The sequence below is a fragment of the Mycolicibacterium sp. MU0053 genome, from assembly GCF_963378095.1.
GTDB lineage: Bacteria > Actinomycetota > Actinomycetes > Mycobacteriales > Mycobacteriaceae > Mycobacterium > Mycobacterium burgundiense.
Genome location: NZ_OY726397.1, coordinates 3,906,652 through 3,931,728, shown reverse-complemented (window position 1 = coordinate 3,931,728; position 25,077 = coordinate 3,906,652). Strand labels below are relative to the sequence as shown.

Here is a 25,077-nt window from a genome sequence, read left to right as displayed (position 1 = left end):
CACTTTCGCTGCCGCCTTGCACGCCACGGGTGTCGAGCTTGCATGGTGGCCGGATCCAAGCGGGTCGCACGCCCCGACCTGATAGGCGTTCGGCTCGGTTGCGGCGGTGATCAACGCTGGGGCTCCCAGCTATTCGTGGCGGGGGTTTGACTAATTGGTGGACCAATATAATAGCGAGGTGGATCATATCCCACGCTCTGGCGCCAAGGCTTCGACGCCGAGGACGCCAAGGTGAATCGACTCCAACACGCAGTACGACGTCTACTGGGCACGGCGGATTGCATGGCTTCAGCCGGATGATCACCGCCCGAGGGGCAGTCGGGCGGTGCGTGGTGTTCCAGCGGGCCGGGCTAACCTGCCGCGGACCCAGGGGGTGAAGTCGATGAGGAAACCCGTTGTGATGCAGGCGAATACCAGGAGATCCGGATTCGGCAGTCCCATCAAGACCTTGGTGGCTATCTTGGCCGCTGACGCGGTCGTCCCCACCCTTGCGCTGGTGCGCGATGATTGTGGGGTGAGTGAGAACAAGGTGACCAGGCCGGGGCCGGGCCGTCCGGCCGGCATCGACAGCGTCGACACCCGCCAGCGTGTGATCGATGCGGCCTGCCGATGCTTCGCGCAGTACGGCTACGGTCCGGCCACCAACAATCTGATCGCCGACATGGCGGGCGTGACCGCCGGGTCGGTGTACTACCACTTCGGCACCAAACGCAAACTATTCGACGCCGTCTGCGACGACGTCTACGGCAACATCATCGCGCGATCGTCGGAGGTGATGTCTGGCGCGCACACCGTGCACGGGCTACTGCGCGCCGTGCTGAGCGAGTCGATGCGGATCAACCACGAGTCGCCCGAATTGGCGGGCTTCGTGGCCACCGCGCCGATCGACGCGCGCCGGCACGAGGAACTCACCGAGGCCTTCGCCAAGCAGGCCACGATCATGGCCGATGCCCTCACGGGTGCGGTGCGTACCGGGCAGGCGGGCGGTTTGATCCCGGCCGATCTGGATCCGGCCGAGGTGGCCGGGATGATCAATGCGATCGTCGACGGCTTCGCCCACGCGGCGGCATCCACCGACCCCGCCGCCATGGACCGCATGACCCAGCTCATCGACACCCTGTTGCTCAAACCCGGCGCAGATCCGCCGACCAACCGGTAAGGCCGGAACACCCTTGGCGGCCACCACTTTCCGGTACCGCCGTCGAAGCCGACGCGACCTATCCGGTGGGAACCACGTTGGGCACGCTGGAGGCCTGAACCGCCCGGCTCACCTCCGCAGTAGCGCCACCACCCGCTCCTCGGTCGAAGCGGGCACCAACTCCGCCGGCAGCTCGTCGGTCCCGGGCAGCCGGTCCTGTGGCTTGGCGAACTCCTGGTACTTCTTGTCCCCGGTGAGCGCGAACAGCAGGAAGCCGGTCAACAGCGCGCGCACCGACTTCTGGGTGCGTCGATCCGAACCACCGGCACCGATGAACTTCGCGAGTGTGCGCCCCTCGGCGAGCCCGGTCGATTCGGCCTTGCTCACTATGTGCAGCGTCGCCGACGGCCAGGCGCGGGCCAGCTCCAGCGCGTTGGACCGCAAGTCGGTGCCGTCGCGGGGGGCGGTGAACACCACCCCGGGCACCTTCAGGGCCGCTGCGGGCTCGGTGGCCGCCGGTTTGGTGATCGACGGGAAGATCGCCGCCGCCACCCGCACCCGGTCCGCCATCCCGGCCGCGGCGAAGACCGCCGCCCCGGCCCCGAAGCCGTGGCCGGCCACGCCCAGCTTGCCCGGATGCACGCTGATCTGCCCTGGGCCCAACCGCACGCCGCTGACGATGTCGAGGGTGGTGCCCAGGTCGAAGCCGAGGTTGAGGACCGAGGGCGCCAAACCGCGTTCGGTGTCCGGCGCCGCGGCCACGATGCCCCAGGAGGCCAGGTGTTCCAGCGTGCCGACGTAGCGGTCGGCGGCTGTGACCCAATCGTGGGCGAAGGCCACCGCAGGCAGATTGAATCCCGTCGCCGGGGTGTAGACCACGCCGGGCAGACCGGCAAAGGCCAGGTCACCACGCAAAACGGGGTGCGGGCCCCGCCGGCTCAGCGTTGACACGAGCTTCTTGATACTGGCCACCCGATGACGTTAACTCACATCCGTCGACAAGGGCTCCGGCGGCGCTCTCCACTACTCTCGATAGTCATGTGCGGAATCGTCGGTTATGTCGGGCACCGTCCCGCCCGCGGTGTCGTGATCGACGCCCTGCGTCGGATGGAATACCGGGGCTATGACTCCGCGGGCATCGCCTTGCTCGCCGGTGATGGCCAGATGACGGTCCGTCGGCGCGCCGGGCGCCTGGCCAACCTCGAACAAGCGCTGGCCGAGACCGACGACGACGCGCTGGCCGGCACCGCCGGGATGGGACATACCCGGTGGGCGACGCACGGCCGTCCCACCGACCGCAACGCCCACCCGCACCGCGACGCCGCCGGCAAGCTGGCCGTCGTCCACAACGGCATCATCGAGAACTTCGCGGGCCTGCGCGCCGAGCTGGAATCGGCCGGCGTCGAGTTCGCCAGCGACACCGACACCGAGGTGGCCGTGCACCTGGTGGCGCGGGCCTACAAGGAGGGCGCGACCGCGGGTGACTTCGTGGCCTCGGTGTACGCCGTGCTGGGCCGCCTGGAAGGCCACTTCACGCTGGTGTTCGCGCACGCCGACGAGCCCGGCACCATCGTGGCCGCCCGCCGGTCCACCCCGCTGGTGGTCGGCATCGGCGAGGGCGAGATGTTCGTCGGCTCCGACGTCGCGGCGTTCATCGAGCACACCCGCCACGCGGTGGAACTCGGCCAGGACCAGGCCGTGGTGATCACCGCCGACGGCTACCGGATCACGGACTTCGCCGGCGTGGACGACGCCGCCAGTGCTCGGGAATTCCAGATCGACTGGGATCTGTCGGCCGCCGAAAAGGGTGGCTACGAGTACTTCATGCTCAAGGAGATCGCCGAGCAGCCCCAAGCGGTGGCGGACACCCTGCTGGGCCACTTCGTCGACGGCCGCATCGTGCTCGACGAGCAGCGGATGAGCGATCAGGAACTGCGCGAGGTCGACAAGGTCTTCATCGTGGCATGCGGCACGGCCTACCACTCCGGGATGCTGGCCAAGTACGCCATCGAGCACTGGACCCGGCTGCCGGTCGAGGTGGAACTGGCCAGCGAGTTCCGGTACCGCGACCCCGTGCTGGATCGCAGCACGCTGGTGATCGCCATCTCGCAGTCCGGTGAAACGGCCGACACGCTCGAGGCGGTGCGCCACGCGAAGGACCAGAAGGCCAAGGTCCTGGCGATCTGCAACACCAACGGCAGCCAGATCCCCCGCGAATGCGACGCGGTGCTCTACACCCGGGCCGGGCCGGAGATCGGCGTCGCGTCCACCAAGACGTTCCTGGCGCAAATCACCGCGAACTACCTCGTCGGCCTGGCGCTGGCACAGGCCCGCGGCACCAAGTACGCCGACGAGGTGGCACGCGAATATCACGAGTTGGAGGCCATGCCCGCGCTGGTGGCCGAGGTGCTCACCCGGATGGACGCCGTGGCGGCGATCGCGGCGCGCTTCGCGGCCTCCCCGACGGTGCTGTTCCTCGGTCGCCATGTCGGCTACCCGGTGGCGCTGGAGGGCGCGCTCAAGCTCAAGGAACTGGCCTACATGCACGCCGAGGGCTTTGCCGCCGGTGAGCTCAAGCACGGACCGATCGCCCTGATCGAAGACGGGCTGCCGGTGATCGTCGTGATGCCCTCCCCGAAGGGTGCGGCGGTGCTGCACGCCAAGTTGATGTCCAACATCCGCGAGATCCAGGCGCGCGGGGCGGTGACCGTGGTGATCGCCGAGGAGGGCGACGAGACGGTGCGGCCCTACGCCGACCACCTGATCGAAATGCCCGCCGTGCCAACGCTTTACCAGCCGCTGCTGTCGACCATCCCGATGCAGGTGTTCGCCGCCGCGGTGGCGCAGGCCCGGGGATACGACGTCGACAAGCCGCGCAACCTCGCCAAGTCGGTGACCGTCGAGTAATGCCGGCCGCGTTCGCTGTTCCACCCGTCAACATCGGGCGGCACCGCGACGTCGGTTATTTCCGCAGCGCCGCGGCGTTCGCCGAGTATCTCCGGGCCTATCGGTCCGGCATGGCGCGACTACCGCCGTACACCTCGAGTGACATCCCGACAACCTTCGGGACCGTGCGGGTCTACCGGTTCGACGGTCCGGCCGGCGCGCCCGTGTTGCTGCTGCCCGGGCGCAACGCGTCCACCCCGATGTACGGGGTCAACCTGGAACCGCTGCGCAACCGCCGCACCGTCTATTGCCTCGATCTGCTCGGCGAGGCGGGACTGTCGGTGCAGACCCGTCGCATCGCCGGGGCCGAAGATCAGGCGCAGTGGCTGGACGAGACACTCGCCGGGCTCGGCGTGCACCGCGCGCATCTGCTCGGCGTATCGATCGGGGGTTGGACGGCCACCAACGCCGCGGTGCACCGTCCGGGCCGGGTGGCCTCGCTGACACTGCTGGATGCGGTCCTGACGTTCGACCGGTTGCCGGTCACAACCGTCCTGGCCTCGATGGCGATGTACCTGCCGGGGGTGCCCGAGTCCTTGCGGCGCCGGACATTGCGCTGGATCTCCGGCGGGGTGGACCTCGAGGAAGCCGAACCGGTGGCGTCGCTGATCGCGGCCGGCGCGAAGAACTTCGTGCTGCGCTCCGCCATGCCCCGGCGGTTCACCGAGCAACAACTGAGATCCCTCGAGGTTCCGGTGTTGGCGTTCATCGCGGGTCGCAGCGTGATGCTCAATGCGCACCGCGCCACCGAAAACGCACGAAAGCTCCTGCGCCACAGCCAGGTCGAGCTGTGGCCTACGGCCTCGCACGCGATCAACGGCGAATACCCGGAGAAGATCGCGGAGGTGGCATCCGCGTTCTGGGATTCAGCCCTTGGCTGACTGCTGGTACAGCATCAGCTTCCAGCCGTCCGGGCCGCGGTGGTACACCGAGGACATGGCGCCGACGAACGGTTCGGTGTCGTCGCGCCAGCCGGTTCCGGTGTAGACCAGGGCGGCCGTGTCGGGCGCGATCTCGATGAGTCGGACCTCGGAGATCTCGTAGCGCGCCCAGGGCGGCGACTGACCGAGCGCCGCGGTGACCGCGTCGCGGTCCAGCACCGCTCCGTTGGCCAGCACCATCACCGCGGCGTCGGTCATCATGTTGCCGTAAAAGGCGTCGCCGCTGCCGTCGCACAGCGACTTCCAGCCGGCATGTTCGAATTCGAGCAGTTCGTTGGTGAGTTCTGAATCTCGCATGTTCCAGAGATACCCACGTAACGTGTGTTCGATGCGGTACTACTTCACCGCCGACGCGATTCGCGCCGCCGAAGCCCCCCTCCTCGCAGCGCTGCCCGAGGGTGCGCTGATGCGCCGGGCCGCCTACGGTTTGGCCACCGCGATCGCCCGCGAACTCATCGCCCGCACCGGCGGAATCTTCGGGCGCCGGGTGTGCGCGGTGGTCGGTTCCGGCGACAACGGCGGCGACGCGCTGTGGGCCGCGGCGTTCCTGCGTCGCCGCGGCGCGGCCGCCGACGCCGTCCTGCTGCGCCCGGACCGCACTCATCCTGCGGCGTTGGCGGCGTTTCGGCGCGCGGGCGGAAGGGTGGTGCAAACCATCTCCCCGGCAACCCATCTGGTGATCGACGGTGTCGTGGGCATATCGGGGCGCGGCCCGCTGCGGCCCGAGGCGGCCGAGATCTTCGCACGCACCGAGGCCCCCGTGGTCGCCGTGGACATCCCCAGCGGCATCGACGTGCACACCGGGGCCCGCACCGGTCCCGCGGTGCGGGCCGACCTGACCGTCACCTTCGGCGGGCGCAAGCCCGTGCACGCGCTGGCCGACTGTGGCCGCGTCGAACTCGTCGACATCGGCTTGGCGCTGCCCGACACCGAGGTGCGCGAGTTCGAGGCCACCGACGTCGCCGCATGCTGGCCGGTCCCGGGCCGTCGCGACGACAAGTACACCCAGGGGGTGACCGGGGTGCTGGCCGGCTCCGATCGCTATCCCGGGGCGGCGATCCTGTGCGCGGGTGCCGCGGTCGCCACCCACTCGGGCATGGTCCGGTACGCGGGAAGTGCTGCCGCCGAGGTGGTTTCGCACTGGCCCGAGGTGGTGGCTGCGCCCGACCCGCAGCAGGCCGGCCGGGTCCAGGCGTGGGTCGTCGGACCGGGTCTGGGCGTCGACGATGCCGCCGAGCAGGCCCTGGCGTTCGCGCTGGGCAGCGATGTGCCGGTGCTGGTGGACGCCGACGGACTGACCGTCCTGGCCCGGCGCCGCGATGGGCTGCGGGCGCGCACCGCACCGACGCTGCTGACCCCCCATGCCGGCGAGTTCGAGCGCCTGGCCGGGGCGCCGCCGGCCCAGGACCGCGTCGCGGCGGTGCGTGCGCTGGCCGACGACACCGGCGCGACGGTGCTGCTGAAGGGCAACGTCACCGTGATCGCCGCGCCCGGCGGTCCGGTATACCTGAATCCGGCCGGCGAATCCTGGGCCGCCACCGCAGGTTCCGGCGATGTACTCTCCGGGGTGTTGGGCGCGCTGCTGGCTGCCGGCCTGCCCGCCGCAGAGGCCGCGGCCGCCGGAGCCTTTGTCCACACCCGTGCCGCCGCGCTCGCCGCGGCCGAGCCCGGCCCGGCGCCGGTACCGATCTCAGCGTCCCGCATTCTCGCGCACCTGCGCACCGCACTCGGTTCCATCCTGCAGAAAGGTCCTCATGCACAGAATGACGCGTAACTCCGGCTCGGAGCCCGCCTACACCGGACGGCCGTCGACGTGGCGAACTCCCGCGCTGCGGCTGCCCGACGAGTCCACCTCACCGGACGAGACCTACCGCTACATCCACGACGAGCTGATGCTCGACGGCAGCTCGCGGCTCAACCTCGCCACCTTCGTCACCACCTGGATGGATCCGGAGGCCGGCGAGCTGATGTCGGAGACCTTCGACAAGAACATGATCGACAAGGACGAGTACCCGGTGACCGCGGCGATCGAACAGCGCTGCGTGTGCATGGTGGCGGACCTGTTTCACGCCGAAGGGCTGCGCGACGACGACCCGTCGACCGCCATCGGGGTGTCCACCGTGGGCTCCAGCGAGGCCGTCATGCTCGCGGGGCTGGCGATGAAGTGGCGGTGGCGCCAGCGCGTGGGTGAGGACCCCAAGACCGGCTGGAAGACCCGCACCCCCAACCTGGTGATGGGTTCCAACGTGCAGGTGGTCTGGGAGAAATTCTGTCGCTACTTCGACGTGGAGGCCCGCTACCTGCCGATGGAGGATGGCCGGTACGTGATCACCCCCGAGCAGGTGACCGCCGCCGTCGACGAGGACACCATCGGCGTGGTGGCGATCCTGGGCACCACCTACACCGGCGAACTGGAACCCGTCGCGGAGATCTGCGCGGCGCTCGACGCGCTGACCGGTACGGGCGGCCCGGACGTCCCGGTGCATGTCGACGCCGCCAGCGGCGGCTTCGTGGTGCCGTTCCTGCACGCCGATCTGGAGTGGGACTTCCGGTTGCCGCGGGTGGTGTCGATCAACGTCAGCGGCCACAAGTACGGCCTGACCTATCCAGGCATCGGCTTCGTGGTGTGGCGCAATGCCGAGCACCTGCCCGAGGAACTGGTGTTTCGGGTCAACTATCTCGGCGGCGACATGCCGACGTTCACGTTGAACTTCTCCCGGCCCGGCAACCAGGTCGTCGGCCAGTACTACAACTTCCTGCGGCTCGGTCGCGCCGGCTACACCGAGGTGATGCGCAGCCTGTCCGACACCGCGCAATGGCTGGCGCATGAGGTGGCGGCGCTGAAGGTGTTCGAGGTGATCTCCGACGGCTCGGCGATCCCGGTGCTCTCGTTCAAGCTGAAGGCGGACGTCAAGTACACCGTGTACGACGTATCGGCGCTGCTGCGCGGCTACGGCTGGCAGGTGCCGGCCTACACGATGCCCGACGGTGCCTCCGATGTCGCCGTGCTGCGCATTGTGGTGCGCGAGGGATTCTCGGCGAACCTGGCCCGGGCGCTGCGCGACGACCTGGTGGAAGTGCTGGCCAAGCTCGACAAAGTGGGGGTCGGCGGGTTCGCCGACGAGGAGCATTTCGCTCACTGAGTGCGCGCCTGGGACAATCGACGACGGTGATCACAACATGAACCGACCCGCCGCCGTCGTCGACCTGGGCGCGATCGCGCACAACGTCGGCACGCTGCGTGAATGCGCGCACTCGGCCCAGGTGATGGTCGTTGTCAAGGCAGACGGCTATGGACACGGTGCCGCCCCGGTGGCGCGCGCCGCGATAGCCGCAGGGGCGGCCGAACTCGGGGTCGCGACGATCGAGGAGGCGCTGGGCCTGCGCGGCGGGGGCGTCACGGCCCCGGTGCTGGCGTGGCTGCACCCGCCGGGCACCGACTTCGCGGCCGCCCTGCGCGCGAATGTCCAGCTCGGGGTGTCCTCGCTGCGCCAGCTCGACGACGTGCTGGCCGCCGCCCGGCAGGAGAACACCACGGCGTCGGTGACGGTCAAGGTGGACACCGGGCTCAACCGCAACGGCGTGGCGGCCGCCGATTTCCCCGACCTGGTTGCGGCGCTCGGTCGCGGCGTCGCCGAGGGGGCACTGCACAGCCGCGGCATCATGTCCCATCTGGCGTGCGCCGACGAGCCCGCGCATCCCACCAACGATCTGCAGGCCAAGTGCTTCACCGACCTGATCGCGTTGGCCCGCCGGGACGGGGTCATCTTCGAGGTGGCGCATCTGGCCAACTCGCCGGCCACCCTGACCCGACCCGATCTGGCGTTCGACATGGTCCGTCCCGGCATCGCCGCCTACGGCCTGAACCCGGTGCCCGAGCACGGCGACGCCGGCCTGATCCCGGCGATGACGCTGACGGCTCCGGTCGCGATGGTCAAGGCGGTGCGGGCCGGTGCCGGCGTGTCCTACGGGCACACCTGGATCGCCGACCGCGACACCACGGTGGCGCTGATTCCGCTGGGCTACGCCGACGGGGTGTTCCGGACGCTAAGCGGACGATTCGAGGTCACCATCCACGGGCGGCGGCGGCCCAACATCGGCCGGATCTGCATGGATCAGTTCGTCGTCGACCTCGGCCCCGGCGCCACGGACGTGGTGGAGGGTGACGAGGCCGTCCTGTTCGGGCCGGGCGCTCGAGGAGAGTCGACCGCGGCGGACTGGGCCGAGCTGCTGGGCACCATCCACTACGAGGTGGTGACCAGCCCCCGCGGCCGGGTCACTCGCGTCTACACCGGCGGTGGTGCGGCGTGAGCGCCCGGCGGTGGTTGGCCGGAGTGGCCGGACTCGGGGCGGTCGGCACCGTGGCCGGGGCGTCCACCGCGCGCTCCCTGACGCGCCGAAACCCGCGTGAAGACCCTTATGCGGGCGAGGATTTCGACATCTTCGACACCGACCGCAGCAGCGTGGTGACCACCCCGGACGGCGTCGACCTCGCGGTGCGGGAGGTGGGTCCGGCCGACGCCGAGGTGACGGTGGTGTTCGTCCACGGCTTCTGCATGGGCATGGGCTCGTTCTACTTCCAGCGGCGCGACCTGGCGCCGGTGTGGGGCGATCACGTCCGCATGGTGTTCTACGACCAGCGCGGCCACGGCCGGTCCGGGGTGGCGTCGTACAAGACCTACACCGTCGAGCAGCTCGGTCGGGACCTCGAGACCGTGCTCACCCTGCTGGCGCCCCGCGGGTCGGTGGTTCTGATCGGGCATTCGATGGGCGGCATGACGGTGCTGTCCCATGCGCGTCAGTTCCCCGAGCAGTACGGTACCCACATCGTCGGTGCTGCGATCATTTCGTCGGCGGCCGAAGGACTTTCGCGTTCTCCAGTCGGGGAGATCCTGCAGAACCCGGCCTTGGAGATGGCGCGCTTCGCCACCCGCTACGCCCCCAACCTGTTGCACCGCGGCCGCGGCGCGGTGCGCACGGTGCTGGCCCCGATCCTGCAGGCGGCCTCGTTCGGCGACGACGGGGTCAGCCCGACGGTGGCCCGCTACGCCGAGCAGATGATCCACGACACCCCGGTCAAGACCATGGTCGGTTTCCTGCACGCGCTCGGCACCCACGACGAGGCCGACGGGTTGACCGCACTGGCCGGGCTGCCCACGCTGGTCGTCTGCGGCTCCGCCGATGTGCTGACCACAACGGAACACGCCGCGGAGATGGCGGCCGTGCTGGGGAAGTCGGAGCTACTGGTCATCGGGGACGCCGGCCACCTGGTCCAGCTGGAGGAGCCGGCGGTGATCAACGATGCCCTGGCGCGGCTGGTCGACCGGGCCACCCCCAACAAGCTGGTGGCGATGACCCGCCGGCTGCGGGAACGGACCCGCTCCCGTGGCTGACGAGCGACGACCGGGCACCGGCGTGGCCACGCTGGACACCGCTGAGGACACCGTGGCGCTGGGACGACGCCTGGGTGCGCAGCTGCGAGCCGGTGACGTGGTGGTGCTCTCAGGCCCGCTGGGCGCCGGAAAGACAGTGCTGGCCAAGGGAATTGCCGCGGCGATGGATGTCGACGGCCCGGTCACCTCCCCGACGTTCGTGCTGGCCAGACTGCACCGGGCCCGGCAGGCCGGGGCACCGGCGCTGGTGCATGTGGACGTCTACCGGCTGCTCGACCACGCGGCGGCGGATCTGCTGGCCGAGTTGGACTCGCTGGATCTTGATACCGACCTCGAGGATGCGGTGGTGGTGGTCGAATGGGGTGAGGGCCTGGCCGAGCGATTGTCGGAGCGACACCTCGACATTCGGCTCGAGCGGGCCGCCGATTCCGAGGTGCGCACCGCGACGTGGGCGTGGAGCGGATCATGACCGCCGTGGTGCTGGTCATCGACACCGCGACGCCCGCCGTCACCGCTGCCGTCGTTCGGCGCGGCGCGGGGCCGGGTGAGCTGCTGGCCGAGCGGGTGACCCGGGATCCCCGCGCGCACGCCGAATGTCTGACCCCGAATGTGCTTGGCGCGCTTGTTGATGCGGCGCTTCGGATGGGTGATCTCGACGCGGTGGTGGTGGGCTGCGGTCCGGGACCCTTCACCGGTCTGCGGGTGGGGATGGCCACCGCCGCCGCCTACGGGCATGCGCTCGGCATTCCGGTGCACGGCGTGTGCAGCCTCGACGGCATCGGGGGACAGACCCGCGGTGACGTCCTGGTGGTGACCGACGCGCGGCGCCGGGAGGTGTACTGGGCCCGGTACCGGGACGGTCGGCGGACCGGGGGACCGGCGGTGGCCGCGCTCGCCGATGTGGACACGGCGGGCCTTACCGCGGTCGCGGGATCGCCCGAGCATGCCGCGCAGGTCGGCGTGCCGGTGGTCGGCCCGGAATACCCGTCGCCACTGGCACTGGTTGGCGCCGTGCCCGATTGGGAGGCTGAGCCGGATCCACTGGTGCCGCTGTATCTGCGCCGCCCCGATGCCAAGACGCTGGCCGAGCGGGGGCTGCGATGACCGGCGAGGTCGACGACGCGGTGATCGACGCGCTGCGCAGCGCCGATGTCGAGCGGTGCGCGCAGTTGGAGTCGGAGTTGTTCGTCGGCGACGATCCGTGGCCGGCGCGCGCTTTCCGGCATGCCCTGGCCACTCCGCACAATCACTACGTCGCGGCGCGGGTGGCGGGCCGCCTGGTCGGCTACGCCGGGATTGCCCGCCTGGGACGGGACGAGCCGTTCGAGTACGAGATACACACCGTCGGAGTCGAGCCCGCGTACCGGGGTCGCGGGATCGGCCGCCGGCTCCTCGATGACCTGCTCGCCTTCGCCGCCGGTGGGCCGGTGTTCTTGGAGGTGCGCACCGACAACGATGCCGCGATATCGCTGTACGAGAGCGCCGGTTTCGCGCGCATAGGCTTGCGAAAGCGTTACTACCCGGGCAGCGGCGCCGACGCCTACACCATGCGACTCGAGCCGGGAGAGCACCGATGACCGTCATTCTTGCCATCGAAAGTTCTTGTGATGAAACGGGTGTGGGCATCGCCCGCCTCGACGCCGACGGGACGGTGACGCTGCTCGCCGACGAGGTGGCCTCCAGCGTCGACGAGCACGCGCGGTTCGGGGGCGTGGTGCCCGAGATCGCGTCCCGGGCGCACCTCGAGGCGCTGGGGCCCACCATGCGCCGCGCGCTTGCCAATGCCGGTGTCGCGCGCCCCGATGTGGTGGCCGCGACGATCGGCCCCGGGCTGGCCGGAGCGCTGTTGGTGGGAGTGGCCGCGGCCAAGGCCTATGCGGCTGCCTGGGAGGTGCCGTTCTACGCGGTCAATCACCTCGGTGGGCATCTGGCCGCCGATGTCTTCGACCACGGCCCGCTGCCGGAAAGCATCGGCTTGCTGGTCTCCGGTGGGCACACGCATCTGCTGCATGTGCGGTCGCTCGGCGAGCCGCTCATCGAACTGGGCAGCACCGTCGACGACGCGGCCGGCGAGGCCTACGACAAGGTGGCCCGGCTGCTCGGGCTGGGCTATCCCGGCGGCAAGGTCCTCGACGATCTGGCGCGAACCGGGGACCGGGAGGCGATCGTCTTTCCGCGTGGCATGACCGGTTCGCGCGACAATCCGTACGCGTTCAGCTTCTCGGGCCTCAAGACGGCCGTGGCCCGCCACATGGAGGCGAACCCCCAGGCTGCTGCCGCCGATGTCGCCGCCGGCTTCCAGGAGGCCGTCGCCGACGTCCTGACCCGCAAGGCGGTGCGGGCGGCCACCGACCTCGGGGTGTCGACGCTGATCATCGCCGGTGGGGTGGCGGCGAACTCCCGGCTGCGCGAGCTGGCCGAGGAACGCTGCGCCGCGGCGGGTTTGACGCTGCGGGTGCCCCGGCCGCGGTTGTGCACCGACAACGGCGCGATGATCGCCTCGTTCGCCGCCCACCTGATCGCGGCGGGGGCGCCGGCGTCGCCGCTGGGGGTGGCCAGCGACCCCGGCCTGCCCGTCGTGCGGAGCCAGGTCGCGTGAGCGCCGCGACCGCCGACCGGCTGGATATCAGCGAGTTGCTGTACCGCTACGCCGAACTGATCGATGCCGGGGATTTCGACGGGGTGGGCGCGCTGCTGGGGCGCGGATCGTTCATGGGTGTCGCCGGGGCGCAGCACATTGCGGAGCTGTTCGCCGCCACCACGCGACGATTCCCCGATTCCGGCAACGCCACCCGGACCCGGCATCTGGTCCTCAACCCGATCGTCGAGATCGGCGGCGACACCGCGACCGCTCGATCGACATTCTGTGTGGTGCAACAGACCGAGACGGTGCCGTTGCAACCCATCGCGGTGGGCCGCTACGCGGACACCTTCGCCCGTGATGAGGGCGGCTGGTATTTCACCGAGCGCGTCGTGACGATCGAGATGCTCGGCGACGTGTCGGACCACCTGCTGATGGACCCGAGCCGGTTCGGCTAAAACGGCGGGGGTTTGTTTCGTTCGGCGACGGCGGCGTCATTGAGCGCGCGTTCGGCGGTGATGCGGTACTGGCGGGCCTGGGCGCGGGTCTGCTTTCTCCGGGGCATCATCAGGGTGCGGGCGAACGAGTCCGGTGTCGGGCGTGCGGATGCTCCCGACGGCACCGGTGTGAGGGTGGGCCAATTGGGAAACAGGAGCGCGGCACCGGGTTTGGACCGGTACGTGTGACCGGTGGGTGTCGTGATGAGGATGGTGCCGTCGGCGAGTTGTTCATCGCTCCATCCCGGCCAAAATGTCTTGAGCAAGTGGTGTTTTCGGCAGTAGCACCCATTGTTGCCCGCATGAGTCGGTCCATCGGGGTACGGGCGGGTGTGGTCGATGTCGGTGCTGAACGCCGGGCGGTTGCAGCCCGGGAAGCGGCAGGTCAAATCGCGGATCCGGACGAACTCCGCCAGTTTGGCCGAGGGCCGGTAGTGCGGCTCGGGGGCGGGCGCGGGGGTGGTGACCGGCCGCACCTTGGCGCCGCGGGCCACCAGCTCGGCCAACAGTGGCGCGGGCACGATGCCGCCGCGGCCCTCGACGAGTAGCGCCGGTGCCGGACGCGAGGCGGGCTCGGATCTGGGGTGGTGGTCTCCGTGCAGGCTGGACGCTGCTGGTCCGTCGGGTTCCGCCACGGCCGATTGTTCGGCGACGACATGCACCACCACGCTGCTCGCGCGGCCGTCATCAGCGCCGGCGGGGCACTCCGGGGAGCCGCACAGGCACGCCAGGTGCTGGGACTTCGCGCCAAGCGCCCCCAGTGCGTCGGCACGGCGTTGCGCCATGGTCCGCGGGTCGGCGGCGCAGACCGCGTTCGCCATGGCCGTCAAGCGCTTGCCGAGCAGGGCGGCGTCGGTGGACAGCAGTCGTCCCCACAGGGCGGTGGTGCCGCTGTGCTCGTCGGGTTCGCCGAGGGTGACGTCGCGATTGCGGGCGTTCGTCCCGGCTCGGCGCACCGCGCCGGGGTCGATCTGCTCGACCCAGACATCCAGGGCCTGGCTCAGCTTGTATTCCGAAAGCGGACCCCACGTCACCGCGCGTTCCGCGATCCGCGCGTCCAGAGTGGCCACCGCGTCGGGGTCGAACACCAGGCAGGTGCGGTCGGCGACCACCTGCGCCGTCCACGCCGTGATGGCGCCGGCCAGCAGCAGCGCATTCACTTGGGGAAAGCGGTCACGCAGCGTGATCGCCAGATTCATCAGCCCCGAGGCGCGGCCGTGGCTGAGGTTGAGCGCGGCGGCGATCTCGGCGGCGGTGGCGTCCCAGTCGTCACAGGCCCAGTCGGGATGCTCGTCGGTGCAGCGCCGCGACACCAGTTCGGCGATCGCCGCCAAGCGCCGACCGTCGGCGGCCGAAGCCGCAGTGGACCACCCCGAGATAGCGTCGACCAGGGCGGCGTCGTTCGCTCGGGGCAATGCCGGCGGCTCCGGCAGCGATCCATCGAACATGTGTGCGATTCTATTTCGTGGTTCCTGACGTTCGCCCAACCCGATGCGGTGGACTGTGGATGAACTCGTAACTGTGGATAACCCGCGACTCCTGCCCGTTCGCCCGGAGCGAGTTTGTGCCATAGGCAGCACCCGACCTTGAGTGCTAGCACTCTCGTGTATAGAGTGCTAGGCGGCAGTCGAACCGCCTCGGGTCGGCACCCGCGACGACGGCGCGAGAGTGGAACGAATGCCGACCACTAACCAAGAGCGAAACATGAGTGAAGGGGCTCCATCGTGGCGAGCGTGAACATCAAGCCACTCGAGGACAAGATCCTCGTTCAGGCCAACGAGGCTGAGACCACGACCGCATCCGGTCTGGTCATCCCCGACACCGCCAAGGAGAAGCCGCAGGAAGGCACCGTCGTCGCAGTTGGCCCCGGCCGCTGGGATGAGGATGGCGAAAAGCGGATTCCCCTGGACGTGTCGGAGGGTGACGTCGTCATCTACAGCAAGTACGGCGGCACCGAGATCAAGTACAACGGCGAGGAGTACTTGATCCTCTCCGCCCGTGACGTGCTGGCCGTCGTCTCCAAGTAGCGACAAAGCGTGCCGCCCCGGAGGTCCCCAGCAATGGGTGATGTCCGGGGCGGTACGCGTCATGTGGGACTGACCCGTAGGGAAAGACAGCTATGAGCAAGCAGATTGAATACAACGAGACCGCACGCCGTGCCCTGGAGGCCGGCGTTGACAAGCTCGCCGACGCGGTCAAGATCACGCTGGGCCCGCGCGGCCGACACGTCGTGTTGGCCAAGGCCTTTGGCGGACCGACCGTTACCAACGACGGTGTGACCATCGCACGAGAGATCGACCTCGAAGATCCATTCGAGAACCTTGGCGCCCAGCTGGTGAAGTCGGTGGCGACCAAGACCAACGACGTCACCGGTGACGGCACCACCACCGCGACGGTGCTGGCCCAGGCCATCATCAAGGCCGGGCTGCGCAACATCGCCGCCGGCGCCAATCCGATGTCGCTCGGCCTGGGAATCGGCAAGGCCGCCGATGCCGTGTCCGAGGCCCTGCTGGCATCGGCCACCCCGGTCGACGGCAAGAATGCCATCGCCCAGGTGGCCACCGTGTCCTCGCGTGACGCGGAGGTCGGCGAGATGGTCGGCGAGGCCATGACCAAGGTCGGGGCCGACGGCGTGGTCACCGTCGAGGAGTCCTCGACGCTGAACACCGAGCTGGAGATCACCGACGGTGTCGGTTTCGACAAGGGTTTCCTGTCGGCCTACTTCGTCACCGATTTCGACTCGCAGGAAGCCGTCCTCGAGGACGCGCTGGTACTGCTGCACCGCGACAAGATCAGCTCGCTGCCGGATCTGCTGCCGTTGTTGGAGAAGGTCGCCGAGGCGGGTAAGCCGCTGCTGATCATCGCCGAGGACGTCGAGGGTGAACCGTTGTCGACGCTCGTCGTCAACGCCATCCGCAAGACGCTCAAGGCCGTCGCCGTCAAGGCGCCGTTCTTCGGCGACCGGCGCAAGGCGTTCCTGGACGACCTGGCCGTCGTGACCGGCGCACAGGTGGTCAACCCCGACGTCGGGCTGGTGCTGCGTGAGGTCGGCCTCGATGTACTGGGCACCGCCCGCCGCGTTGTGGTGAGCAAGGACGACACCGTGCTCGTCGACGGTGGCGGCGCCAAGGAAGCCGTGGACGCGCGTGCGGCGCAGTTGCGCTCGGAGATCGAGAGCAGCGAGTCCGACTGGGACCGGGAGAAGCTCGAAGAGCGGCTCGCCAAGCTGGCCGGCGGCGTCGCCGTCATCAAGGTCGGCGCGGCCACCGAGACCGATCTCAAGAAGCGCAAGGAAGCCGTCGAGGACGCCGTCGCAGCAGCCAAGGCCGCTGTCGAAGAGGGTGTCGTGGCCGGCGGCGGATCGGCACTGATCCAGGCGCGCAAGTCGCTTACCGCACTGCGGGACTCGCTCTCCGGTGACGAGGCCTTGGGCGTCGACGTCTTCTCGTCCGCGCTGAGCACGCCGCTGTACTGGATCGCCAGCAATGCCGGTCTCGACGGCGCCGTCGTCGTCAGCAAGGTCTCGGAACTTCCGGCCGGACACGGCTTCAACGCCGCGACGCTGGAATACTCGGATCTGTTGGCCGACGGCATCATCGACCCGGTCAAGGTGACTCGGTCGGCGATGCTCAACGCTGCATCGGTGGCCCGGATGGTGCTGACCACCGAGACCGCGATCGTCGACAAGCCGGTCGAGGAAGAGGATCACGGGCACGGCCACCACGGCCACGCTCACTAGTCAGTAGTTCCGACGAAGCACCCCCGGCCCGGTTGGGTCGGGGGTGTTTTCGGTTCTGAGGGGTGTCGAAGGCGTCGAATCGCGGAGTTGAGCAAACACGCCCCGGCTGATCATCGGCGGGTGTTTCTTTATTGGCATGGATCGCATTTGGCAAGCGGCGTGGGAGCACTACAAATCCAGGTATTCGTGGGCATGCTGGGCGCTCACGATCCCCCTGTCGCTCCCGGTTCTTCTCGCCTGGGCGATGGGCATCGTCGCTTTCGAGAGGTCTGATCGTTTCGCGGCGGCGGCGGCCGTTACCGTGGTCGGCGTACTCGGGTACGTGTATTTGCTGGTGTTCCCCGACGGATCAGACGCCCGCCTCGTCCAGCGGTGGGCCGCCGGCACCGACGTCGACCCAGCGGACGCACTGCGCGCCACCTACCGCCTTGGCAGGAAAGTGATCGCCAGGGGGGTCGTCGTCTCCTTTGTCTGGACAGCGGTGCTCTTCGCTGTTGTCGGGACGATTGCCGGAGCGAGCGGATCGCGGCTCATCCAGTACGCGATCCTGGGCGCCGTGGCCGGAACTGCCGGCCAGCTGATCACCGTGCACAGCTACACCGAGCAAACCCTGCGTCCCGCCAGAGCCGCGATCGCCTCGGGTACGGATATCGGCGACGCCCTGCCCCGTCCTCACCCGGCGTTCGCCACGTGGACCAACGTGGCCATGCTTGCGGTGGGGTTCGCGTTTGCCGTCGCGGGCGCGATGCTGGGCGGCATATTGGACGCCGCCAGCCACGGCCCGGTCCTACCCATGGTGATCGGTGGCGCCCTGGTGCTGGTCATCGGGCCGTTCCTCTGGGCCGCGTACTCGCCTCTGCTGCAACCCATTCACGATCTCGCCGCCGGAACCGAGCGGGTGGCGGCCGGTGATTTCAGCCAACGACTGCCGGTGGTGCAGGACGACGATCTGGGAGCGCTGGCGGCGTCGTTCAACCGCATGCAGGCGGGTCTGGCCGAGCGGCAACGACTTCAGGGAGCGTTCGGCACCTACGTTGATCCGGTTTTAGCGGCGCGGTTGCTCGAGCAGGGTGACGACGTGTTCACCGGTGAGCGCCGCGAGGTGACGGTGATGTTCGTCGACATCCGCGATTTCACTCCGTTCGCGGAGGCGAACACCGCGGAGGACACGGTCGCTCGGCTCAACGCCTTGTTCGAGATGGTGGTGCCCGCGGTCGTCGATGCCGGCGGCCACGTCAACAAGTTCCTCGGCGACGGCGCGCTGGCGGTCTTCGGTGCCCCGAACGATCTTGCGGGGCATGCCGATGCCGCGGTGTCCGCCGCGGTGCGGATCCAACGCCTCGTAGGCGAGCGATTCGGCGGGCAGTTGCGCATCGGCATCGGGATCAACACCGGTCTGGTGATCGCCGGGACCATCGGCGGGGCCGGCAAGCTCGAATTCACCCTGATCGGTGACACCGTCAACGTGGCCGCCCGCGTCGAACAGCTCACCAAGGACACCGGTGATCCGATCCTGGTCACCCAACAGACGGTGGACGCGATGGCCTCCCGGCCCATCGCCCTGATCGACCGGGGATTTCACGGTCTGAAGGGCAAGTCGGCTGCGGTGAAAGTGTTCGGCCTGGACCGGTAACTGCGGCAGCCACCAGCGCGCCTCACGCGGCCCGCTTTTGCCCGAACGCGGCCGGCGGTATAGCCTGGGCGGCGTGAACATCGGCGTGTGTGCCAGCTATTGGCGCTTTATCCAGGCTCCGGGCGGAGCCGATAAGGCGCAGCACTAAGCACGCATCCACCCGGAGCCCAGGCAGTGACCATCAGGTCGCTGCCTTTCGTCATTCAAGGGCACCGGACTTTTGCTGAGGTGCCCATACCAGGAAGGCACCCGAGAAATGAATCTCGCGCAGACCGTCACCCCACCGTCGACATCGGACCGGCGGATCCGCAGTTTCAGCGCGATCCCCAGCCCGCACGAGGTGCTCACCGAGTTCCCGTTGGGCGCGCGGCGCGCCGAGCGGGTAGCCCGGGACCGCGACGAGGTCGCCGACATCCTCGCCGGCCGCGACGACCGCCTGTTGGTGGTGGTGGGCCCGTGTTCGGTACACGACCCGGCGGCCGCGCTGGAGTACGCCAGCCGGCTCGCCAAGGTCGCCGACGAGCTCGGTGACCGGCTCAAGATCGTGATGCGGGTGTACTTCGAGAAGCCCCGCACCACGGTCGGCTGGAAGGGTCTGATCAACGATCCGGGGATGGACGGCAGCTTCGACGTGGCCCGCGGCCTGCGCGTCGCGCGGCAGCTGCTGCTCGATATCATCGACATCGGCCTGCCGGTGGGCTGCGAGTTCCTGGAACCGACGAGCCCGCAGTACATCGCCGACGCGGTGGCGTGGGGCGCGATCGGCGCCCGTACCACCGAATCGCAGGTGCACCGGCAGCTGGCATCGGGTCTGTCGATGCCGGTCGGATTCAAGAACGGCACCGACGGCAACACCCAGGTCGCCGTCGACGGTGCGAAATCCGCTGCGGCCTCGCATGTCTTCTTCGGGATGGACGACCTCGGGCGGGGCGCGGTGGTGACCACCGAGGGCAACGAGGACTGCCACGTGATCCTGCGCGGCGGCACCGGGGGCCCCAACTGTGACGCCGCCGCGGTGACGGCCACGGTCGCCCGACTGGAGGCCGCAGGGCTTCCCGGGCGCGTGGTCATCGATTGCAGCCACGCGAATTCCGGCAAGGACCACTTGCGGCAGGCCGGCGTGGCGGCCGAGGTCGCGCAACTCGTGCGCGACGGGCTCCCCGTCAGCGGGGTCATGTTGGAAAGCTTCCTGGTCGCAGGTGCCCAGGCGCCCGAGGCCCAGCCGCTCACCTACGGACAGTCCGTGACCGACAAGTGCATGGACTGGGTGACCACTGATCAGGTGCTGCGCACGCTGGCGGGATAGCCGCCGGGCGAAGGGTTTTCAGCGCCCGTTCGGTCACGCCGTCGCAGTCCGGGGCTAGCGGGCGTTGGCGTTTTGAGGCAACCGCCCCATGTGACCGCGGCGCGAACGGCGCACGCTGGCGCCATGAACACCGTGAAAAACCCGCGCACCGCCGCCGCCGAGGTGGCAACCACACCGATACTGCCCACCGGCCCGGACGAGACCGTCACCGGATTCGGCGTCATGGGATTGCCGTTCGCGAGCGGCCACTATCTGGCACTACGGGATTTCCCGGCCGCGTCATTCCTACCCGAGGCGGTACCCGGTTACCGCTCGGTGTGGCACCGCGACCCGGCCGGGGCATGGACCTTCTATGCCACCACGCCGGCTATGCCACCACGCCGGCCGAGCACAGTTGTGCGCGCTATTTCAGCACGGCCACCACGCATGCGGCGGTGCAGTGCCCCGTCGACGTCACCTGGACGGGGGACTTCACGCTGAACGTCGACATCCCCGACGTGTTGCGGTGGACGGTGGAATTGCGACACACCCCGGCAACCCGGATGTTCACCGTGATCGGATGCAGACTTCCCGACGGGTTGTGGACCAACTCTGGCGCGCTGGCCGGCATCGGCCGCTTCGCCGGAGCGGCGCTGGGGGCCGGACAGGTGCGCCTGGCCGGCACCATGCCCAATGGCCAACACTTCCGCATCGCACCCAAGCAGATATGGGCGGTCCGCGCGTCGCGGGCGATGCTGCACGGCCGCGACCTGGGACAGCTCGCCCCGTTGCCCGAACAGGCGCGTCTCGGCGACTTCCGGGCACCGCAGCGCGGCTTGGCGGTGGTGGGGCAGGGCCGGTTCGACGCGTTTGATCCAACCCGGCACCACGGTGCCGCCGAGTTGGCAGAATCTGGCTGATGAACGCTGGCGCCGGGCCAACCCGGGCCGAACTGCTGGCGGCGCTGTCGGTGGCCGTCGATCTCGGCCTGGGTCAGCCAGCCGAGCACATGTTGCGCTCGGCGTTGATCGGTACCAGGATCGCCGACCGGCTGGGTCTACCCGTTCGACAGCGGGACTGCATCTACTACACCGCACTCGTCATGTGGATCGGCTGTCATGCCGATTCGCATGAATACGCGCGTTGGTTCGGCGACGACATCGCCGTGCGGCACGATTCCTATTCGGTCGACTGGGCGGGCCTGCCCTACTACCGGTTCTTGATTTCGAATGTGGCTCGTGGCGAACCTCTTTCGCGAAGACTACTGGTCCTGGGAGCGTTGTTCGTCAACGCCCGCGGGCAGCTGACCCGGCTGATCCACTCGCACTGCACATCGGCGGCGCTGTTGGCCGAACGAATGGGGCTGGGCGCCGATGTGCAGCACGCCCTCGGGTTCACCTTCGAGCGATTCGACGGCGGTGGGTTGCCCGGCGGTGTCCGCGGCGAGCTGCTCCCGATCGCCATCCGGGTAGCGCAGCTGGCCGACACCGTCGAGGTGTACCACCGAACGTTGGGGGTGCAGGGTGCCGTGGCGATGGTGCGGTCCCGCCGCGGCGGACAGTTCGACCCGCAGATCGCCGACGCGTTCATCGCCGATGCGGAGCAGATCCTGGCCGGACCCGCCGTCGGCGGCAGCTGGGACATCGCGCTGCGTCAGGCCCCCGACCGTGGTGAACATCTGGACGGCCCGGCCCTGGATGGGATGTTGCGGGCACTCGGTGACTTCGTTGACCTGAAATGTCCCTTCACCCTGGGACATTCGCGCGCCGTTGCCGACCTTGCCGCATCCGCCGCGAGCATCGCCGGGCTCACCGAGCCCGAGGTGGCGACGGTTCGCCGCGCCGGCTACGTCCACGACCTGGGTCGGATCGGGGTATCGAATCAGGTCTGGTCCAAACCCACCCACCTGTCGGCGGGGGAGTTCGAGCGAGTCCGGTTGCATCCGTACCTCACCGTGCGCATCCTCAGCCAGGTCAACGGCGTGCGTGAGGTCGCCACGGTGGCCGGAAACCACCACGAATGTGTGAACGGCGCGGGCTATCCGCGGAATCTGGCCGGCCCCGCGCTGAGCCTGTCCGACCGCATCCTGGCGGCCGCCGTGAGCTACCAGTCGGCGCTGGAACCGCGGCCCTATCGGGCGGCGATGTCACCGGCCGACGCCGAGCGACGGCTGCGCGCCAGGTCGGCCGCCGAGGAGCTGGACTCCGTCGCGGTGGCGGCGGTCCTCGATGCCGCCGACCATCGCCACCGCCGGGTCCATGTGCGACCGGATCGGTTGACGCCGCGCGAGATCGAGGTGCTACGCCTGGTCGCCACCGGCGCGTCCAACAAGCAGATCGCGACGACGCTCGTGATCAGCGAGAAGACCGCGCGCAATCACGTGGAACGCACCTACGCCAAGATCGGGGTGTCCAACCGCATCGGCGCCAGCATGTACGCGCTGCAGAACGGGCTGGCCGTCCAACAGTGAGGTGGGGCCGGCGCTGTTTCTCGCCTCGGCGGCCTCCAGCTTCATGACCGGCCAGGTGCTCACCGTCGACGGCGGTTTGATGCCCTGTTGAGACTTTTTCCGGTGCCGAACCGCGGGACTCAACTAGCGTTGCCGTATGAATTCTCGCCGCCTGTCGGTGTTGATGCTGGTATTGGCCGCGCTCGTCGTCATGACGGGGTGCTCCGGGGCGCAGGGGCCGTTGCGTGGCAGCGCACCGGATGCCGCGGATAGCGCCACCGCACCCGCGGCACCGATCCTGCCGGAGCACAGCGGACCGCCGCCGAGCGCGCCACAACCCCCGCGCGACGTGGTCAAGACCGCCTCGATGCGGATCACGGTCGCCGACACCGGCGCGGCCGCGGACCGGGCCGCCGATATCGCGGCCGATGCCGACGGTCGCGTCGACAGCCGCACCGACGATGCCGGGTCCGGCGCGGGCCGGGCGCAGTCGTCGGTGGTGCTGCGCGTCCCGGCCGATCAGCTCGAGGCGGTGCTGAACGAACTCGAGGCACTGGGCTTCGTGCAGAACGCCGATACCCGCATCGAGGACGTCACGACGCAGCGGGTGGATCTCGACGCCCGGATCACCGCACTGCAGACCTCGGTGGACCGGCTACTGGCGATCATGCGCGACGCGCGCGACCCGGAGGCGCTGATCAGAGCGGAGGACGCGCTGTCGGAGCGCCAGGCCGAACTCGACAGCCTGCGGGCCCAACGCGCGGCGCTCGGCGACCGAATCGCCTACAGCACCGTGGATGTCACGTTCACCGCCGAGCAGGTCGGGGGACCGGCACCGCAGCGCTACGAGGGCTTCTTCGGTCAGGTCCACCGTGGCTGGGACACCCTCGCCGACACCGCCGGTCACCTGTGGTTGCTGTTCGGCTACCTGTTGCCCTGGCTGGCGGCGTTGGCGCTCGTCGCAGCCGTGGGCATCGGTTTGGTTCAGGCGCTGCGGCGAATCCCGCGCTTGAGCAACAGTTCGCGTTCGGACTCCGAGAGGCCGCCCCAGATGCCGTAGGGCTCGCCGACGGCCAGCGCATGCGTTCGGCATTGCGTGATGACCGGGCAGGCGCGGCACATTTCCTTGGCCCGCAGTTCGCGTTGGGCGCGGGCGCGGCCGCGTTCCCCGTCGGGGTGGAAGAACATCGCGGAGTCGACGCCCCGGCACAGGCCGTGCATTTGCCAATCCCAGATGTCGGCGTTGGGTCCGGGTAGTTGCTGCGGCTGTGGCATTGGAGAACCCCTTGTCGCCGAGTTCCTTTGGCTGGCAAAGGAAGGTGTAGTCCGAGTGCTGTCGCCGATGACAACTCGAGTGCACCCACAAAGTATGTGGGTCGACGAAAGTCAGTCAATAGTGGGGCACTGTGTTAAATGGCATAACCGCAGCGTAAGAATTTACTTCATGTTCATCCTTTAAGGATTGTGAGCGCTCCGCGAATGTGGGTGCGGCACAGTGATCATGAATTTCTGCACGTCGCTGAGATCTCGTTGGCAAACCCGTTCACCCCAACCGCCGTGGCGATTTATGTGTTCGTAACGTGGCAGCCGCCAAGTGTTAACTCGACAATTGGTAGCGTGCCGCGATGTCGCGCGCACTTGTCAGCCTCGCCGCAACGCCGCTTCGCGCCGTGGCCTTCGGCGACACCCCGGGGCACCGGCCGTTGCCGCCGGCGCACGATCCGCAGCAGCGCTGGCTGCGCGCGGTGGCCGCCGGCGGACAAGGGCACTACGCCGCCGCGCGCGCCGAGTTGGCCCTGGTGCGCCGGGAGACGCGGACCGGTCCGCTGGCCGCCCTGGCGCACAGCACCGAGGGTTCCCTGCTGCGTCAGCTCGGTTGGCATCGGCTCGCCCGCGGCTGGGACGGCAGGGCGCTGCTGCTGGCCGGCGACGATCCGGTGGCGCGACTCGACGCGTTGGTAGGACTGGCGGCAGACGCGCTGGGGCTCGGACGATTCGCCGCCGCGGCGCGGCTGTTGGTCGTGGCGCGGGCGCAGCGGGGGCCCGAGAACAGGTCCGCCATTCGGATCGAATGGGTCAGCGCCGAACTCGCCATGGCGCGCGGCGAGCCGGAGACCGCGCTGACGCATGCCCACAGTGCCGTCGCGCTCGCCGCCGACGCAGGGTCGGTGCGCCACCGCATCAAGAGCGATGTGGTGCTGGCCGCCGCGCTGTGCAGCGGCGGCCGCGTCCCCGAAGCCCGGGCGGTGGCCGACGACCTGCTGGTTCGCACCGAACAGCACGGTCTGGTCCCGCTGCGCTGGGCGGTGGCCAGCCTGCTCGACGGGATTGGCAGCGAGGCGTTTTCGGGTGCGCAGATTCGACTGATCCGCGAGAGCGCGGCCCATACCGTTTCCCATCGCGGCGGCCGGTGGTGCCCACACTGACCCTAAGGTGGCCCACCGGGCCGTTATTGTTTAGCTGTGCCGCGCCGCC

Annotated in this window: 24 protein-coding genes; 20 read left to right on the top strand and 4 right to left on the bottom strand. The window is 69.1% G+C overall.

What is annotated here, in order from left to right:
• The first annotated feature begins 382 nt into the window (after positions 1–382).
• Positions 383–1,159, top strand: coding sequence for a TetR/AcrR family transcriptional regulator (locus tag RCP80_RS18590; RefSeq protein WP_308479078.1), 777 nt, complete (start codon positions 383–385; stop codon positions 1,157–1,159).
• Between the two features lie 108 nt (positions 1,160–1,267).
• Here the strand turns inward: RCP80_RS18590 and RCP80_RS18585 are convergent, their stop codons facing one another.
• Positions 1,268–2,110: a dienelactone hydrolase family protein gene (locus tag RCP80_RS18585; protein WP_308479077.1), complete on the bottom strand. Its 843-nt coding sequence runs from the start codon at positions 2,108–2,110 to the stop codon at positions 1,268–1,270.
• A gap of 66 nt (positions 2,111–2,176) precedes the next feature.
• On the opposite strand from RCP80_RS18585, the gene glmS reads away from it, so the two are divergent.
• Both glmS and RCP80_RS18575 read left to right on the top strand, forming a co-directional pair.
• Positions 2,177–4,045 carry a glutamine--fructose-6-phosphate transaminase (isomerizing) gene (gene glmS / locus RCP80_RS18580; RefSeq protein WP_308479076.1) on the top strand — a complete coding sequence of 623 codons (1,869 nt, stop codon included), beginning with the start codon at positions 2,177–2,179 and terminating at the stop codon, positions 4,043–4,045.
• Positions 4,045–4,965 carry an alpha/beta fold hydrolase gene (locus RCP80_RS18575; protein ID WP_308479075.1) on the top strand — a complete coding sequence of 307 codons (921 nt, stop codon included), beginning with the start codon at positions 4,045–4,047 and terminating at the stop codon, positions 4,963–4,965. Before glmS ends, RCP80_RS18575 begins: the two co-directional genes overlap by 1 nt.
• Here the strand turns inward: RCP80_RS18575 and RCP80_RS18570 are convergent.
• Complete coding sequence (locus RCP80_RS18570; protein WP_308479074.1) at positions 4,951–5,322, bottom strand: nuclear transport factor 2 family protein; 372 nt, start codon at positions 5,320–5,322, stop codon at positions 4,951–4,953. The two genes, RCP80_RS18575 and RCP80_RS18570, sit on opposite strands and share 15 nt — an antisense overlap.
• Positions 5,323–5,353: 31 nt before the next feature.
• Here RCP80_RS18570 and RCP80_RS18565 point away from each other — a divergent pair, with 31 nt between their 5' ends.
• Genes RCP80_RS18565 through RCP80_RS18525 form a run of 9 tightly spaced genes read left to right on the top strand, consistent with a single transcriptional unit; the run spans position 5,354 to position 13,457 of the window.
• Entirely contained in the window at positions 5,354–6,799 is a 1,446-nt protein-coding gene (locus RCP80_RS18565; RefSeq protein ID WP_308479073.1) for an NAD(P)H-hydrate dehydratase, read from the top strand.
• Positions 6,780–8,168, top strand: a complete 1,389-nt coding sequence (locus tag RCP80_RS18560) for a glutamate decarboxylase (RefSeq protein ID WP_308479072.1) — start codon at positions 6,780–6,782, stop codon at positions 8,166–8,168. The genes RCP80_RS18565 and RCP80_RS18560 overlap by 20 nt, the downstream gene beginning before the upstream one ends.
• A gap of 37 nt (positions 8,169–8,205) precedes the next feature.
• On the top strand, positions 8,206–9,336 hold the full coding sequence (gene alr, locus RCP80_RS18555; RefSeq protein ID WP_308479071.1) for an alanine racemase: 1,131 nt from the start codon (positions 8,206–8,208) through the stop codon (positions 9,334–9,336).
• The gene (locus tag RCP80_RS18550; RefSeq protein ID WP_308479070.1) at positions 9,333–10,418 is read left to right on the top strand and encodes an alpha/beta fold hydrolase; all 1,086 of its coding nucleotides are present in this window, start codon (positions 9,333–9,335) and stop codon (positions 10,416–10,418) included. Before alr ends, RCP80_RS18550 begins: the two co-directional genes overlap by 4 nt.
• The gene (gene tsaE, locus RCP80_RS18545) at positions 10,411–10,887 is read left to right on the top strand and encodes a tRNA (adenosine(37)-N6)-threonylcarbamoyltransferase complex ATPase subunit type 1 TsaE (RefSeq protein WP_308479069.1); all 477 of its coding nucleotides are present in this window, start codon (positions 10,411–10,413) and stop codon (positions 10,885–10,887) included. The genes RCP80_RS18550 and tsaE overlap by 8 nt, the downstream gene beginning before the upstream one ends.
• The gene (tsaB, locus tag RCP80_RS18540) at positions 10,884–11,522 is read left to right on the top strand and encodes a tRNA (adenosine(37)-N6)-threonylcarbamoyltransferase complex dimerization subunit type 1 TsaB (protein WP_308479068.1); all 639 of its coding nucleotides are present in this window, start codon (positions 10,884–10,886) and stop codon (positions 11,520–11,522) included. The genes tsaE and tsaB overlap by 4 nt, the downstream gene beginning before the upstream one ends.
• Positions 11,519–11,995, top strand: coding sequence for a ribosomal protein S18-alanine N-acetyltransferase (rimI, locus tag RCP80_RS18535; protein ID WP_308479067.1), 477 nt, complete (start codon positions 11,519–11,521; stop codon positions 11,993–11,995). Before tsaB ends, rimI begins: the two co-directional genes overlap by 4 nt.
• Positions 11,992–13,017 (top strand): tRNA (adenosine(37)-N6)-threonylcarbamoyltransferase complex transferase subunit TsaD, encoded by a 1,026-nt coding sequence (gene tsaD, locus RCP80_RS18530; RefSeq protein ID WP_308479066.1) that lies wholly within the window; start codon positions 11,992–11,994, stop codon positions 13,015–13,017. The genes rimI and tsaD overlap by 4 nt, the downstream gene beginning before the upstream one ends.
• Positions 13,014–13,457 (top strand): nuclear transport factor 2 family protein, encoded by a 444-nt coding sequence (locus RCP80_RS18525; protein ID WP_308479065.1) that lies wholly within the window; start codon positions 13,014–13,016, stop codon positions 13,455–13,457. The genes tsaD and RCP80_RS18525 overlap by 4 nt, the downstream gene beginning before the upstream one ends.
• On the opposite strand, the gene RCP80_RS18520 is transcribed toward RCP80_RS18525, so the two are convergent.
• The gene (locus tag RCP80_RS18520; protein WP_308479064.1) at positions 13,454–14,944 is read right to left on the bottom strand and encodes an HNH endonuclease signature motif containing protein; all 1,491 of its coding nucleotides are present in this window, start codon (positions 14,942–14,944) and stop codon (positions 13,454–13,456) included. The genes RCP80_RS18525 and RCP80_RS18520 overlap by 4 nt on opposite strands.
• 276 nt (positions 14,945–15,220) lie before the next feature.
• Here RCP80_RS18520 and groES point away from each other — a divergent pair, with 276 nt between their 5' ends.
• The 7 genes from groES (at position 15,221) to RCP80_RS18480 (ending at position 23,662) form a co-directional block, all read left to right on the top strand.
• The gene (gene groES / locus RCP80_RS18515) at positions 15,221–15,523 is read left to right on the top strand and encodes a co-chaperone GroES (RefSeq protein ID WP_003929249.1); all 303 of its coding nucleotides are present in this window, start codon (positions 15,221–15,223) and stop codon (positions 15,521–15,523) included.
• 92 nt (positions 15,524–15,615) lie between these two features.
• Positions 15,616–17,235, top strand: coding sequence for a chaperonin GroEL (groL, locus tag RCP80_RS18510; protein WP_308479063.1), 1,620 nt, complete (start codon positions 15,616–15,618; stop codon positions 17,233–17,235).
• Between the two features lie 136 nt (positions 17,236–17,371).
• Positions 17,372–18,868 carry an adenylate/guanylate cyclase domain-containing protein gene (locus RCP80_RS18505; RefSeq protein ID WP_308479062.1) on the top strand — a complete coding sequence of 499 codons (1,497 nt, stop codon included), beginning with the start codon at positions 17,372–17,374 and terminating at the stop codon, positions 18,866–18,868.
• Between the two features lie 256 nt (positions 18,869–19,124).
• Positions 19,125–20,174 (top strand): 3-deoxy-7-phosphoheptulonate synthase, encoded by a 1,050-nt coding sequence (locus RCP80_RS18500; protein WP_308479061.1) that lies wholly within the window; start codon positions 19,125–19,127, stop codon positions 20,172–20,174.
• A gap of 341 nt (positions 20,175–20,515) precedes the next feature.
• Positions 20,516–21,073 carry a hypothetical protein gene (locus RCP80_RS18495; RefSeq protein ID WP_373693375.1) on the top strand — a complete coding sequence of 186 codons (558 nt, stop codon included), beginning with the start codon at positions 20,516–20,518 and terminating at the stop codon, positions 21,071–21,073.
• On the top strand, positions 21,073–22,623 hold the full coding sequence (locus RCP80_RS18490) for an HD domain-containing phosphohydrolase (RefSeq protein WP_308479060.1): 1,551 nt from the start codon (positions 21,073–21,075) through the stop codon (positions 22,621–22,623). Before RCP80_RS18495 ends, RCP80_RS18490 begins: the two co-directional genes overlap by 1 nt.
• 136 nt (positions 22,624–22,759) lie before the next feature.
• Positions 22,760–23,662: a DUF4349 domain-containing protein gene (locus tag RCP80_RS18480; RefSeq protein ID WP_308479059.1), complete on the top strand. Its 903-nt coding sequence runs from the start codon at positions 22,760–22,762 to the stop codon at positions 23,660–23,662.
• On the opposite strand, the gene RCP80_RS18475 is transcribed toward RCP80_RS18480, so the two are convergent.
• Positions 23,587–23,877 (bottom strand): WhiB family transcriptional regulator, encoded by a 291-nt coding sequence (locus RCP80_RS18475; RefSeq protein ID WP_308479058.1) that lies wholly within the window; start codon positions 23,875–23,877, stop codon positions 23,587–23,589. The genes RCP80_RS18480 and RCP80_RS18475 overlap by 76 nt on opposite strands.
• A 350-nt stretch (positions 23,878–24,227) precedes the next feature.
• Here RCP80_RS18475 and RCP80_RS18470 point away from each other — a divergent pair, with 350 nt between their 5' ends.
• On the top strand, positions 24,228–25,028 hold the full coding sequence (locus tag RCP80_RS18470; protein ID WP_308479057.1) for a hypothetical protein: 801 nt from the start codon (positions 24,228–24,230) through the stop codon (positions 25,026–25,028).
• The last annotated feature ends 49 nt before the right edge of the window (positions 25,029–25,077 follow it).

Bases quoted from the DNA above. Each gene is read 5' to 3' on its own strand.
- groL (WP_308479063.1), top strand. From the start codon at position 15,616: ATGAGCAAGCAGATTGAATACAACGAGACCGCACGCCGTGCCCTGGAG.
- RCP80_RS18495 (WP_373693375.1), top strand. From the start codon at position 20,516: ATGGACCTTCTATGCCACCACGCCGGCTATGCCACCACGCCGGCCGAG.
- RCP80_RS18475 (WP_308479058.1), bottom strand. From the start codon at position 23,877: ATGCCACAGCCGCAGCAACTACCCGGACCCAACGCCGACATCTGGGAT.
- glmS (WP_308479076.1), top strand. From the start codon at position 2,177: ATGTGCGGAATCGTCGGTTATGTCGGGCACCGTCCCGCCCGCGGTGTC.
- alr (WP_308479071.1), top strand. From the start codon at position 8,206: ATGAACCGACCCGCCGCCGTCGTCGACCTGGGCGCGATCGCGCACAAC.
- RCP80_RS18565 (WP_308479073.1), top strand. From the start codon at position 5,354: ATGCGGTACTACTTCACCGCCGACGCGATTCGCGCCGCCGAAGCCCCC.
- RCP80_RS18490 (WP_308479060.1), top strand. From the start codon at position 21,073: ATGAACGCTGGCGCCGGGCCAACCCGGGCCGAACTGCTGGCGGCGCTG.
- rimI (WP_308479067.1), top strand. From the start codon at position 11,519: ATGACCGGCGAGGTCGACGACGCGGTGATCGACGCGCTGCGCAGCGCC.
- RCP80_RS18505 (WP_308479062.1), top strand. From the start codon at position 17,372: ATGGATCGCATTTGGCAAGCGGCGTGGGAGCACTACAAATCCAGGTAT.
- RCP80_RS18575 (WP_308479075.1), top strand. From the start codon at position 4,045: ATGCCGGCCGCGTTCGCTGTTCCACCCGTCAACATCGGGCGGCACCGC.
- RCP80_RS18470 (WP_308479057.1), top strand. From the start codon at position 24,228: ATGTCGCGCGCACTTGTCAGCCTCGCCGCAACGCCGCTTCGCGCCGTG.
- RCP80_RS18520 (WP_308479064.1), bottom strand. From the start codon at position 14,944: ATGTTCGATGGATCGCTGCCGGAGCCGCCGGCATTGCCCCGAGCGAAC.
- RCP80_RS18480 (WP_308479059.1), top strand. From the start codon at position 22,760: ATGAATTCTCGCCGCCTGTCGGTGTTGATGCTGGTATTGGCCGCGCTC.
- RCP80_RS18500 (WP_308479061.1), top strand. From the start codon at position 19,125: ATGAATCTCGCGCAGACCGTCACCCCACCGTCGACATCGGACCGGCGG.
- tsaB (WP_308479068.1), top strand. From the start codon at position 10,884: ATGACCGCCGTGGTGCTGGTCATCGACACCGCGACGCCCGCCGTCACC.
- tsaD (WP_308479066.1), top strand. From the start codon at position 11,992: ATGACCGTCATTCTTGCCATCGAAAGTTCTTGTGATGAAACGGGTGTG.
- RCP80_RS18590 (WP_308479078.1), top strand. From the start codon at position 383: ATGAGGAAACCCGTTGTGATGCAGGCGAATACCAGGAGATCCGGATTC.
- RCP80_RS18570 (WP_308479074.1), bottom strand. From the start codon at position 5,322: ATGCGAGATTCAGAACTCACCAACGAACTGCTCGAATTCGAACATGCC.
- RCP80_RS18560 (WP_308479072.1), top strand. From the start codon at position 6,780: ATGCACAGAATGACGCGTAACTCCGGCTCGGAGCCCGCCTACACCGGA.